Raw genomic sequence first — 12703 nt, forward strand, 5'->3', positions numbered from 1 at the left:
TAATGCTCGGAAAAATTAAAAACAAAATCCATTATAAATTAATTATCTTTTTAGAAAAATATACTAATTACAATTCATTAACTATAATTCTTGTATTAAGTAAACAACCTCAGTTATACTACCTATACTTTTCTTCTTCTGAAATCAATTTTCGATAAAATCAACACCATTGAACCTGCACTTCAAAAAAAATGTACTCCTTCATCTAAAAAAGATGAAATAAAAAATCTAATCATTCAAGAATTGGAGAATCATGACCATTGTTTTTTTGTTGAAAAAAGCCGAAAATCTTTATCAAGACATCAATAAAATGTCATAAAATATTTTAAACGAGTTAACTGAGAACAGTATAACCTCCGCAATTAAATCAACTAGATGCAAGTCTTACATATTAATCAATCTGATATTACAGGTGGAGCCGCGATCGCAGTCCATCGTCTGCATCAAGGTTTACTGGCTCAAGGTATTGATTCCAGACTTTTGGTCGATATCGTCACAACCAGTAGCGATCGCGTAGCTGCAATACCACCCAGACGCCGCTTAGACTATCAAATTCGTCGCTTAACTAAACATCTAGGCTTCAACGATATTCACTTAACCAGTACTTTTGAGATTGCCAAACACCCTTTTTATCAAGCTGCCGATGTTCTCCATTTTCACAACCTCCATAGTGGCTACTTTAACTATTTAGCCCTACCATCATTAACCAAAAACAAACCTGCAATCTTGACCTTACATGATATGTGGGGCATTACCGGACATTGTGCCTACAGTTTTGACTGCGATCGCTGGAAAATAGGTTGCGGGAACTGTCCCTATCCTGATACTTATCCACCTATCCAGAGAGATAACACTTATCTAGAGTGGAAGCTGAAGCATTGGGCATATAGCCACTCCCATCTAGTTGCAGTGGCGACCACGAGTCACTGGTTAGCGGAACAAGCCAAGCAAAGTATGCTAGGACGTTTACCTGTTCATCACATCCCCTATAGTATTGATACCCAAGCCTATCAGCCACTCGATCCTGAGTTGTGTCGCTCTCTACTGGGTATAACTAGGGGCAAAAAAGTTCTGATGTTTGGCGCACAGAGTCTGACGAATCCCCGCAAAGGCGGGGATCTACTACTAAAAGCCCTTTCGGGTTTACCCGACTCTCTCAAAAGCGAAATAGTTCTGCTGATTATGGGTAATCGGGGTGAAAAAATGGTGGAATCCCTGGGGATACCCAGCCTAAACCTCGGCTTTGTTGGTAGCGATCGCCTCAAAGCCATTGCCTATTCGGCAGCGGACTTATTTCTCTTCCCAACTCGTGCCGATGCATTTGGCCTAGTCGCACAAGAAGCGATGGCTTGTGCTACACCCGTTGTTTCCTTTAAAGTAGGTGGTGTTCCGGATATCGTTCGTCCAGGGATTACTGGCTACTTAGCTCAACCCGAGGATGCATCGGATTTCAGCGCGGGTATCATGCAGCTTCTAGAAGACCAAGCATTACGCGATCGCTTGGGTCAACAGAGTCGTGAGATAATATTGGAGGAATATGCTTTAGAAGTGCAGGCTCAACGATATTTACAATTATATGGGAAAGTATTAGATTCTTAAATAAGAAGACCTATGTCTAAGATATTCTTTTGTAAAGAATCAAGGATAATTTGTTAAAATTTTATAGATTATATTGTCGTTAAGTAATTATGCGGATTAGGCTCTAAGCAGAGAAAGATAGGCTAGAAATAGTGTAACGGAACGAATAAACATGGCTAAGATTACAGGAACTGATGGTAATAATATTTTAAACGCCTTGGCACAAGGTTTTGGTTTAGAGGATAACCTAATCATCGGCGGTCTAGGAGACGATACCCTAATTGGGGGCAGGCGCAATGATCGACTGGTCGGAGGAATAGGTAGCGACATTATGAAAGGGGGGTTAGGCGATGATACATATATTGTTGATTCCGATGATAAGCCCGATAATCTCATTGAAAGCTCAGGTGGCGGGTTTGATAAAGTTATTTCTACGGTTAGCTGGACACTAGGAAGAAATTTCGAGAATCTATTGCTGGTTGGCTCTGGTTCAATTAACGGTACAGGCAACAACCTCAACAATCGAATCCTTGGCAATGCTGTAGAGAACATCCTTGATGGGAGAGAAGGTAACGATTCCCTGAATGGTTATCAAGGCAATGACATTCTGATTGGGGGAGCAGGCAATGACAAACTTAATGGGGGAGAAGGCAATGACGACATGACTGGTGGAGTCGGAGATGACTCGTACTTTGTGGATAGCTTGTTAGATCAAGTTAATGAGAATTTTGGTGAAGGCAACGATGTTGTCTTCGTTGTTAATACTGCTGCTAATAACTATACACTACCAGCCAATGTAGAGGCTTTGTTTCTACGAGAAGGCGTAAGGAATGGTAACGGTAACGATCTGAACAACTATATTCAAGGAAATTCACTCGACAATATCCTAACAGGTGGTGCAGGCAATGACTTTCTCAATGCTCTTGGCGGCGCGGATGAAATGAGGGGAGGGATAGGTGATGACAGGTATGGCGTTGGGGATCTAGGGGATTTGGTTATTGAGAATTCTGGTGAAGGTTTTGATACCGTTACCTCTTCGATTAGCTATACCCTACCTGTTAATGTAGAGCAACTCATACTCCTGAGTGGATTTGGTGCAATTAACGGTACAGCAAATGATAACGGTACTATTCTGATTGGAAATGATGAGAGCAATATTCTCACTGGGGGTGTAGGTAGTGATACCTTGGAGGGCAATGCAGGCAATGACGAACTCCTTGGAGGTGCAAGTAATGATGAACTGGTTGGTGGCGTAGGAGATGACGAGTTAACTGGTGGTAGTGGTAGTGACAGACTTGAGGGAGGTGAAGGTAATGATAGGCTGATTGGTGACTTAGGCTCGGATGATGGTGTAGATGCTTGGATTGGTGGCTCTGGATCTGATCTTTTTGTCCTTGGCTTTGGTAATACGACATTCTACAATGACGGTGATCCGACAACGGCTGGAAACAAAGAATATGCCACGATTAGAGACTTTACTATTGGATCAGATAAAATTCAATTAGGTGCTAACCCCACCTATCGATTGAGATTAAATGCATCGGGAGGAACACAAGTACTGTTGGATAATCCAATCGGTTCTCATGAAATTATTGCTATTGTTAGGGGAGTCGATTTAATTGCTGCCGGGGGTTTGGCTAGTGCTAACTTTGTCTTTGTTTAATTGACGGCTACAGGAGTGAAGTTAAAAAGCTTGAGAGTCTTGCTCGTCTCGTCGGTACTGCCCAGAAATACGACTGGAGGTGAAGTCGTTCTGCACAGACATTTGTCCCAGTGGGAAGCCCTGCATCTAGTCATAGCTACCCATCATTCTCAGCCCGTAAATTCTGAGAATATTGTGCAACTCAAAGCTAACTCACTCCTAAATCGGCTTAACCATACCAGATTGTCTCGGTGGGTGCATGACATCCGTCAGTGTTTCTATCCATTTCATAACTGTAATCAGCTTCGGGATTATATCCAACAAAACCAGCCAGATTTAATTCTGACCGTAGCCCACGGTGAGTTATGCTGGATAGCTCAGCAGATGTCTGTGCAGTTGGGGATTCCCTTGGTTACATTCTTTCATGATTGGTGGCCCCACCTAGCTTACATACATGATTGGACTCAGGGAGTGATCACCCGGCGATTTCAGCGTCTTTACCAGCAAAGTCAGCTTACCTTGTGTGTCAGTGAAGGGATGCGACAAGCATTGGGAACACACTCGAATGCACAAGTGTTATTTCCCATTCCCGATAAATCTATGATAGTGACAAAAACAGAAAAGTTAACCTTTGGGGGTAAATTCAAAGTCATTTATGCGGGAATTATGGCGGAAATTTACAGTTCAATGCTGCAAGCTTTATATAGATCATTCCAAGAAATTAGTGAGATTCAGTTAGAGTTATTGGGACCTCAGCCGGATTGGTCTAAACTTGTGTTGGAACAGGTTAAAGCAGAGGGAGTCTATGCTGGTTTTATTCCCAGAGAGTTGTTAACGAATAAGTTGAGTCAGGCTCATGCCTTACTTGTTGTTATGTCTTTTGAACAGCGATATAAAACACGGATGCAAACGAGTTTTCCTTCTAAATTAGTGGACTACTGCCAGTTTGGTAAACCCATTATTATTTGGGGACCCGACTATTGTTCAGCCGTTCAGTGGGGACGTCAGTATCAGTCAGCGTTAGTTGTAACCTCCCCTTTGGAAAAAGATTTAGTGCAAGCAATCAGAGAATTGGCAACTCAACCAGAGAAACAAAATTATCTGGGAAATAAAGCTTTAGACTGGGCAAAGGGAATGTTTAATCCAGAAAAAATTCAACAACAATTTGTTGATAGTTTACATGACGTAGCTAATTTGAGTAAAGGAGGACAGGAAGTTGTATTCTAAAAAACCTATACTAGTAACTGGTTCCCATCGATCTGGTTCAAGCTGGGTGGGTAAAATATTAGCTACATCTCCCTCCGTTCGGCATATTCGAGAACCATTTAATATAAATCATCCCCAGTGTAGTTGTGGGTGTAAATTCAATTTTTGGTATCAATATATTTCTCCAGAAAATGAAGCTATTTTTTATGATCATCTTAAACATACATTTGGACTAGCTTATAACTTTAGGGGAGATATTAAAATAGAAAACAATCCTAATTCCTTTTTAGAGTTGTTAACTAAGTCAAGTAAATTTATGCTGCGTAATATCATCGGGATTAGACCTCTTGTCAAAGATCCGATGGCATTTTTTTCAGCTAGATGGTTAGCAGCAACATTCAATATGCATGTCGTGGTTTTGATTAGGCATCCAGCAGCATTTGTCAGCAGTCTCAAACGATTAAACTGGGTATTTCCGTACTCACATTTTTTAGAGCAACCTTTATTAATGAAAGATTATCTTCAACCCTTTGCAGATGAGATTGCCAAATATTGTGAAGAAGAATATGATATCATAGATCAAGCTAGTTTATTATGGAGGATAATACATTATTATATTGACGAATATCAAAAAAATTATCCGGATTGGATATTTATTCGTCACGAAGATATCTCCAGACATCCATTGATCCTATTTCAAAAATTATTTAATGCGTTAAACTTAGATTACACTGAAGCGATAGAAAAAACTATTTTAGACTATAGTAGGGTTAATGACAGAAAACAAGATTATGAGGCAGGAGAGCTAAAACGTCATAGTCAAAAAAATATAGAACTTTGGAAAAGCAGACTTACACCTTCAGAGATTGAAAGAGTCCGGACTCAAGTAGAAGATATTTCAATTAAGTTTTACTGTTCTGAAGATTGGTAATATTGGCAAGAAATATTCAATTAATAGGAATTGACTAACGGGATGTTTATGAAAAAAATAGAACAATCAGAAAAAGCACAACAAGTAGTGATTTTTATTCATATTCCAAAATCTGGAGGAGTAACACTCCAGAGAATACTAGAAAAGCAATATACATCTGACACTATTTTTACAATTCAATCAAAAATGTTTCATGAATCTATAGAACGGTTCAAATATCTACCTGAATCCCAACATCGAGCAATAAGGCTTCTCAAAGGACACATGTTTTTTGGATTACATGAATTTTTACCTATACCTTGCAGGTATATTACAATACTCCGGAATCCAGTTGATCGAATTATTTCTCACTATTACTATGTTCTTCAAAATCCCACTCATTATCTTTATCAAGATGTTGTATCTCAGAAGATGAATTTAGGAGACTATGTTTGTAGTGGTCTATCTCCAGAGTTGGACAATTGTCAGACTAGACTATTATCTGGTGTACAAGAATCAATTGGAGTAGGTCAATGTTCTTTTGAACTTTTGGAAAAAGCCAAGACGAATTTAAAATCCCATTTTGCCGTTGTTGGTCTATTAGAAAGATTTAATGAAACCATGATTTTATTTAAAAAAGTTTTTGGTTGGAAAATGCCTTTTTACATACAACGAAACAAAACAAAAAAAGCATTTAGTTATCAAAATATTTCCCAAAAAATATTAAATTCAATTATCAAAACTAATCAATTAGATATTGAACTGTATAAGTATGGAGAAGCCTTGTTTGAAAAATCAATACTTAAACAAGATAAATATTTCAAAGCTGAGGTATTAGCTTTTAGCGTTCTTAATAAAATTTATCAAACTTATAGAAGTTTTTTGTGTTTCAGATAAAATATCTAGTTTACTTAACTTATTAGTTTGATGTCACTTGTCTCCATAATCACACCACTTTATAACAAAACTGCTTATATCCTTGACACTATTCAATCGGTACTTTCCCAAACTTATACAACTTGGGAAATGCTAATCGTGGATAATGGATCAACAGATGGCAGTTTGGAAAAAGCTAAGCAAATTTCAGATCCACGGATTCATATTTTGCAGTCACCAAAGCAAGGATCTGGGGCAGCACGTAACTATGGATTGTTGAAGGCTCAAGGAGAATGGATTCAGTTTTTAGATGCTGACGATTTACTAGAACCTGATCATCTAAAACAACAACTAGCTGTGGCTCGACAAAATCATGCTATTGACATTATTGCTTGCTCTTGGCAAGAATTTAATGATGAAAATCCTACTCAGAGAATAATTAAGCAACCATCAGGGATAGGACAGTCGATTCAAGTGTTACGAGATAGCGCAATTGCTTTTGCACCTTGGGCTGTTCATGCCGCTCTGATTAGGCATTCTGTTTTAACTGAAGATTATTTTTGGGTTGAAGAACTTGATGCATTTGTGAGCGAAGATACTGCATTCTGGTTTTGTTTATTAACCAAGTGTTTGGTTGCTTTCTCAAATAATTGTGGTGTTATTTACCGTAAACAAACATCTTTTTGTCGTAACGATTACTTCGATCCACCGAGATGGTTGGAGGGAATGAAAGCAGTCACTTCCTATAATGTTGATTTTCTGAAGTCTCATGGAGATAAGCCATCTGCTAGACAGTGTGAAATGCTGATGCGTTGCTTCCTTTCAACGGCTAATATCGCTCATAGTCAAAGAGACTTCACAACCGAACGTAAAGCGTTTGCCTTGGCAAATCAATGGTTCAAAGAGTGCGAAAAGCTTGGGGGGGTTAATACTCTACCGTTGCGTCTACGAAAAATTTTTGGTTTTTGTCTGATTCAGTATTGTCTAGGTATTCGTTATCGTCTTGGAAATAGCGCTAAAGCCCTGATCAATAAAATAATAATTTATGCCTAAAGATAGAGTTTACGGAATTGTTGTTACTACTATTCATAATGGAAATTTTCTCGATGAATATTATAAGCATTTTAAAGACAACAAGAACTTAAAATGCGTCCGTTTCTATGTTGTCGGTGATCTCTCTACCCCTCCATCTTGCCGTGATCGAGTTGAGCGTTACCACGCAATGGGATTGCCTTGGATTTATCTGGGCAAAGAAGAACAGGAAGATTTCCTTGCTCCCTTTCCTGAGCTTTCTGCTGAAATTCCCTGGAAGTCTGATAATCGGCGCAATGTAGGCTTTCTTATGGCTTACCGTGATCGCTGTGATATCATTATCGCAATTGATGATGACAACTATCCACGCAATAACTGGTCATTTCTGGAGGGTCACCAACATGTAGGCACTAAAGTGACATTATCAACAGCGGTTGGTCATGAGGGATGGTTTAATCTCTGCTCTCTGATGGACATTAACTGTGAGTCTCTCGGTGTTCGAGGTACTGTTTATGCAAGGGGATTTCCCTACGCTCGTCGCCATCCAAATTGTGGAAGTATCGATTCCCAAGTCAGCACTGGTTTAGTTGCTATCAATGCAGGCTTGTGGTCTGGCGATCCTGATGTTGATGCGGCTACTCGTCTTGTTACTCGGTGCGAAGCACAAGAAAAGTTTTTGGAGAGCTTTCTTCTCACCTCAAGCACTTTAATGCCTATCAATACCCAAAACACAGCACTGATTCGTGATGCTATTCCTGCCTACTACTATTTCAAAATGGGAATTCCTATTAGAGGTATGAAGCTGGATCGATTTGGAGATATATTTAGTGGATTTTTTGTGCAAAAGTGTGTTCAATCCGTTGGTCACTCGATTCGGGTTGGCAGTCCAATTGTAGAGCATCGTCGCTCACCTCATAATCTTTACCAAGATCTGTGGCATGAGCTTGCTGGAATGGTTATCATTGATGATATGCTGTGTCTACTAGAAGAAAAAATGCCTTTAGCTTTTAGCTATAGCGAAGCAGCAGTGAATCTGGCTGGAAAAGTTAGGGTATGGGCAGAACAACAAGATGGCTTTCTTTGGGATGCTTCTCTCCGTGCTTATTTTCAAAATATTTCAGATAACATATTCAATTGGGTTAAAGCTTGTCAGCAACTTAACTCAACATAATATAATAAATTGACATGAATTTCATTATTTGTTTGTTAATAAATTTCTATTTACACTTGCCTATTACTATTATATTATAAGTCAGGCTATGCTGCATCGTTATAAACAATATCCTAGTCCAGCGTTTAATATGATTAGTCTAGTTTCTACTGTACTCAATGATCGAAAAGGGGTTTCTATATTTTTAAAAGAAATGGAAATGCAGAGTCATCATCCTGACGAAATAGTGATAGTTGATGGTGGTTCAATTGATGGAACTTGGGAGTTCTTAGTCTCATACGCAGCAAATGGGCTACTTCCTTTGAAATATTATTTAGAAGTTGGCTGTAACGTTGCGCGTGGACGTAATATAGCTATTGAAAAATCTAATTTCAATTCTGATATTATTGTTTCAACAGATATCGGCTGTCAATGGGAATCGAAATGGTTAGAGGAATTAATTGCTCCGCTTGAGCTTGACAGAACAGTGGATTATGTTGTTGGGAGCTGGGCAGTTAAACCTGAATATATTCAGACTGCTTGGGCAAAAACTGAATTCATTTTGCGTGGTAGACATATTTTTCAAGCCACTCCTGATGCTCAAGGAACTTCACGATCGATTGCTTACCGGAAGGCAGTGTGGCAGGCTGTTGGAGGATATCCAGAAGACCTAACTCTTGCGGCTGACGATAATGTATTCATTTTACTGTTGCAAAAGTATGGATATAAAGCTGCGGCTGCACCGATTGTGCGTTGCTACTGGCATCGATTTGACTATCTTAAACAATATCTAAAAGAGGAAAAACGAAATTTTTATGGCTTGGGTGAAGCATTCCTGGCTAGAAAAAATTTTGTTGTTGTGGGCGGACGCTTGCTCACTGAATTTTTATGTATCCTGGGAAGCTTTCTTATTTTGGCTGATTCTCCATGGTTATATTATGGATTAACAACACTGTTAATCTTTGCCTGTTCTATAATTCATCGGATATTTCGCTTTCTTCCTAAAGCTACGAGTCTTGCTGATCTGGATGTAAAGTTTCCTCTAATCAGGCTTTTAATTTTTGAGTATCTTGCAAAAATTGTGGGAATCAGTAGCTATATTCTAGGTCTCCTACATGGAATAAAACACTGCCGCAATTGTAGAGTACGTATTTATCAAAACCCTAAAGCACATGGAACTGAACTAAGCACGACTATAACACCAACACCAAAATCTTTATAAAATAATTAGTGGTTCTATCAGAGATATGATATAGTATGACTATCCCGATAATATTCATTCACTATGGGAATTCAAATTGCCTTTTTCAATCTATTTGGCAAGCAAAACAGAGTAACCCTGATTCTCCTATTATCCTTCTGGGAGATCAAGCCAATATTCATTATCATTGGCTTCTGGGCATAGATCATTATTTAATTAAAGCTTATACTGATAATTCTCGATATTCTCTAAAACACTACGTTCATCTCAGTACTAATGGTGAACTTTTTGAAAGATTTTGTATTGAGCGATGGTTTATATTGTATAGGTTTCTACAACAAAGACCCGATATTCCAAGGTGCGTTTATCTTGATTCTGACGTACTAATTTATGATTTGCTTGATCCACCTGCGGATGAGCTGGCTCATTTTGGTATGACAATGGTTGGTTATTCCGCTCATACCAACTTTGTGAGCAACAAAAATGTACTCGGAGAATTTTGCCTGTTCATTCAGCAGCATTATAATGAACCAAGCAAAAAGTCTTGGCTTCATGATCATTATAGTAAGTTTATTGAAAAACATGGATGTGGAGGAATTTCCGATATGACGTTTTTTCATAAGTTTCGCGCTTATCACTCGGATGAAATAGGTATTATAAGCGATGTGTTTGGGAAAGATTTGATGTATACTTTTGATGAGCGTATTGATACAGATTTTGGTGGCTATGAAATGCAAAATGGATTTAAGAATATTTTTTGGCTCAATGGAAAACCTTATTGTAAAAATAATCTTAATAGAAAGATAGTCAAATTTAATACTTTACATTTTCAAGGAGCATCAAAAATAAAAATGATTGATTTTGTCCAAAATAGAAATATATTATTCTGGGTTAATCTCATAATAAATCAAACTGTTTTGCTCCAAAATAAAATTTTTCGCAAATTTAAATTAGGATAAAAACTCGTAGGATTAAAAATTAAATAATATAGTGATGAAGTGGCTAGCAAATAAACGATAGTTATGGCTGTACAAATTTCTCATCATTACAAATGTATATTTGTTCATGTACCTAAAGCAGGTGGCACTAGCATTGAAACTAGTTCTTTATTTGACGATCAGCGAAATATAAGTGGAGACTACGTAGGAGGTCATTTAACTGCAAGTGAATACAGAGAAAGGTTTCCCGATGAATTTGAAAGGTACTTCAAATTCTCTTTTGTTAGGAATCCTTTTGATAGACTTGTATCAGCTTTTTTTTACTTAAACAATTTAAGGGGTACGAATAAATATGATAGAAAAATTTATAATGATTATCTCCTAAAATATAAGAGAGATTTTAATAAATTTTGCCTTAACTTGCTTGAATGCAATGATGTGAATAAGCTTACACATTTTAAGCCACAAGCAGAATTTTTATGTGACAGTCAAGGAAATATTCTTGTTGATTTTATCGGCAAAGTAGAGAATTTTAAAAATGATTTAAGTGTAGTTAAAAGAAAAGTAAATTACTTTGGTTTTATTGGTCACAAATTAAAAAGCAAACACAAATACTATGCCCATTACTATAATGACAAAACTATAGAAATTGTTAACAAAGTTTACTGGCAAGATTTAAAAGTTTTTGGTTATACATTTGAGAATTCGACTTGGAATCAGATTAGTTATTTATTTCGCGATACTTTAATTCTGAGCCAATATTTTAATTTAGAAAAAATTAAATTTAAATTAAATAAATTATCAAAACTTAAGTAAAACAATTTTTTTTATTTTATAATTATTAAAATATACAATATCTATATTTTCCATAATGTCCTTGTATTATGAAACTCTTGTACTACTCGCCTTCTAGTTATGGAGGAATTGCAGATTACGCTCATGAACAAGCAAATGCTCTAATTGATTTAGGTGTAGATGTCACTTTTTTATGCACTAATAAGTATCCACTTAGTAGAGGAGAAACTTATAAAACTGTACCTATACTGCAAGACATAAATCCAAGTCAGCCGCTAAATAATAAAGTATTGAAGAAAATTTACTCATCTTCAATACTTCTTTCAAATTTTAAGACTTTAGCTCGTTTTATTGAAGAAAATGATTTTAGATATGTTTTACTAGGTTCCTATATAGAATATTTAGCTCCTTTATGGTCAAAATATTTACGAGGGTTGGCTAAAAGGGGAGTTAAATTTGGAGCTATAGTTCACGATCCTATGCGAAATACCGTATTAGGTCCATTGTGGTGGCATCGCTGGTCAATTGCTTGTGGTTATTCTTTCCTGCGAGAAGCCTTTGTGCATGAAGCTATTGAATTAGATACAATTAAGCCTATGCCTAAATTACGAACTACGGTGATTCCTTTTGGAGCTTACTATTTTCCGAAACCTAATTCTTCTAGAGAAGAAATGCGGGATAGATTGAAGCTACCACTTGACGCAAAAGTATTATTATCTTTTGGTCATATTCGAGATAATAAAAATCTCGACTTAGTGATTCAGGCTATAGCTAATTTTTCTGATATTTACTTAATTGTAGCTGGTCAAGAAAATTCTTCATCTCAAAAACCTGTTGTTTTTTATCAGGATTTAGCCCAAAAAGTGGGAGTTGCAGAAAGATGTAGGTGGAAAATAGGATTGATTCCACAGCAAGAAGTTGCCAATCTATTTATAGCTTCGGATCTGACTGTTCTTTGTTATAGTAATAATTTTAAGTCTGCAAGCAGTGTTTTGAGTGTAGCGGCTAACTACCAAAAACCCTGTTTGGCTTCAGCCGGCTCAGGTCTCTTACAATCAGTTGTAAAAAAATATCAACTGGGAATTTGGGTATATCCTGATTGTATAGATTCGATAATAATAGGTTTGAAAAGATGGTTAGAATATCCCATTAGTCCTAATTGGAAACAGTATTTAATAGAAAATTCATGGTCAAAAAATGCCTCATTAATATTAGAAGCATTTAAAGAAAAAAGAGAAACTGTCAAATAATTTTTCATCCTAGATATGCTGTTGGATATTACTTGTCCCACACCTCAGTCCATGCCTTCACAAGTTTATTGATTCGTTTTTTTAGCTAAATGAATATTATTTATTATCTAAGACAAGAACCGATT

11 protein-coding genes are annotated in these 12703 nt (G+C 37.1%); all 11 read left to right on the plus strand.

Going from position 1 to position 12703, the window contains the following annotated elements:
- Nucleotides 1–375 precede the first annotated feature (375 nt).
- The 11 genes from MC7420_RS00605 (at nt 376) to MC7420_RS00655 (ending at nt 12578) form a co-directional block, all read left to right on the plus strand.
- Nucleotides 376–1599 carry a glycosyltransferase family 4 protein gene (locus MC7420_RS00605; RefSeq protein WP_006098103.1) on the plus strand — a complete coding sequence of 408 codons (1224 nt, stop codon included), beginning with the start codon at nt 376–378 and terminating at the stop codon, nt 1597–1599.
- 151 nt (nt 1600–1750) lie between these two features.
- The gene (locus MC7420_RS00610) at nt 1751–3241 is read left to right on the plus strand and encodes a calcium-binding protein (protein WP_006098126.1); all 1491 of its coding nucleotides are present in this window, start codon (nt 1751–1753) and stop codon (nt 3239–3241) included.
- 15 nt (nt 3242–3256) lie between these two features.
- Nucleotides 3257–4447, plus strand: coding sequence for a glycosyltransferase (locus MC7420_RS00615; RefSeq protein ID WP_063711998.1), 1191 nt, complete (start codon nt 3257–3259; stop codon nt 4445–4447).
- Nucleotides 4437–5357: a sulfotransferase gene (locus tag MC7420_RS00620; RefSeq protein WP_006098162.1), complete on the plus strand. Its 921-nt coding sequence runs from the start codon at nt 4437–4439 to the stop codon at nt 5355–5357. The genes MC7420_RS00615 and MC7420_RS00620 overlap by 11 nt, the downstream gene beginning before the upstream one ends.
- Before the next feature lie 48 nt (nt 5358–5405).
- The gene (locus MC7420_RS00625) at nt 5406–6233 is read left to right on the plus strand and encodes a sulfotransferase family 2 domain-containing protein (protein ID WP_198016341.1); all 828 of its coding nucleotides are present in this window, start codon (nt 5406–5408) and stop codon (nt 6231–6233) included.
- Between the two features lie 30 nt (nt 6234–6263).
- Nucleotides 6264–7265: a glycosyltransferase family 2 protein gene (locus MC7420_RS34715; RefSeq protein WP_006098051.1), complete on the plus strand. Its 1002-nt coding sequence runs from the start codon at nt 6264–6266 to the stop codon at nt 7263–7265.
- The gene (locus MC7420_RS00635; protein ID WP_006097972.1) at nt 7258–8415 is read left to right on the plus strand and encodes a hypothetical protein; all 1158 of its coding nucleotides are present in this window, start codon (nt 7258–7260) and stop codon (nt 8413–8415) included. Before MC7420_RS34715 ends, MC7420_RS00635 begins: the two co-directional genes overlap by 8 nt.
- A gap of 88 nt (nt 8416–8503) precedes the next feature.
- Nucleotides 8504–9616 carry a glycosyltransferase gene (locus tag MC7420_RS34720; RefSeq protein ID WP_006098204.1) on the plus strand — a complete coding sequence of 371 codons (1113 nt, stop codon included), beginning with the start codon at nt 8504–8506 and terminating at the stop codon, nt 9614–9616.
- 35 nt (nt 9617–9651) lie between these two features.
- Entirely contained in the window at nt 9652–10554 is a 903-nt protein-coding gene (locus tag MC7420_RS00645) for a hypothetical protein (RefSeq protein ID WP_006098293.1), read from the plus strand.
- 63 nt (nt 10555–10617) lie between these two features.
- Nucleotides 10618–11349, plus strand: coding sequence for a sulfotransferase family 2 domain-containing protein (locus tag MC7420_RS00650; RefSeq protein WP_044204411.1), 732 nt, complete (start codon nt 10618–10620; stop codon nt 11347–11349).
- A gap of 68 nt (nt 11350–11417) precedes the next feature.
- Nucleotides 11418–12578, plus strand: a complete 1161-nt coding sequence (locus MC7420_RS00655) for a glycosyltransferase family 4 protein (protein WP_006098031.1) — start codon at nt 11418–11420, stop codon at nt 12576–12578.
- Nucleotides 12579–12703 lie beyond the last annotated feature (125 nt).

This window comes from Coleofasciculus chthonoplastes PCC 7420 (assembly GCF_000155555.1).
Classification (GTDB): Bacteria; Cyanobacteriota; Cyanobacteriia; order Cyanobacteriales; family Coleofasciculaceae; genus Coleofasciculus; species Coleofasciculus chthonoplastes_A.

Bases quoted from the DNA above. Each gene is read 5' to 3' on its own strand.
- MC7420_RS00605 (WP_006098103.1), top strand. From the start codon at position 376: ATGCAAGTCTTACATATTAATCAATCTGATATTACAGGTGGAGCCGCG.
- MC7420_RS00610 (WP_006098126.1), top strand. From the start codon at position 1,751: ATGGCTAAGATTACAGGAACTGATGGTAATAATATTTTAAACGCCTTG.
- MC7420_RS00625 (WP_198016341.1), top strand. From the start codon at position 5,406: ATGAAAAAAATAGAACAATCAGAAAAAGCACAACAAGTAGTGATTTTT.
- MC7420_RS34715 (WP_006098051.1), top strand. From the start codon at position 6,264: ATGTCACTTGTCTCCATAATCACACCACTTTATAACAAAACTGCTTAT.
- MC7420_RS00635 (WP_006097972.1), top strand. From the start codon at position 7,258: ATGCCTAAAGATAGAGTTTACGGAATTGTTGTTACTACTATTCATAAT.
- MC7420_RS34720 (WP_006098204.1), top strand. From the start codon at position 8,504: ATGCTGCATCGTTATAAACAATATCCTAGTCCAGCGTTTAATATGATT.
- MC7420_RS00645 (WP_006098293.1), top strand. From the start codon at position 9,652: ATGACTATCCCGATAATATTCATTCACTATGGGAATTCAAATTGCCTT.
- MC7420_RS00650 (WP_044204411.1), top strand. From the start codon at position 10,618: ATGGCTGTACAAATTTCTCATCATTACAAATGTATATTTGTTCATGTA.
- MC7420_RS00655 (WP_006098031.1), top strand. From the start codon at position 11,418: ATGAAACTCTTGTACTACTCGCCTTCTAGTTATGGAGGAATTGCAGAT.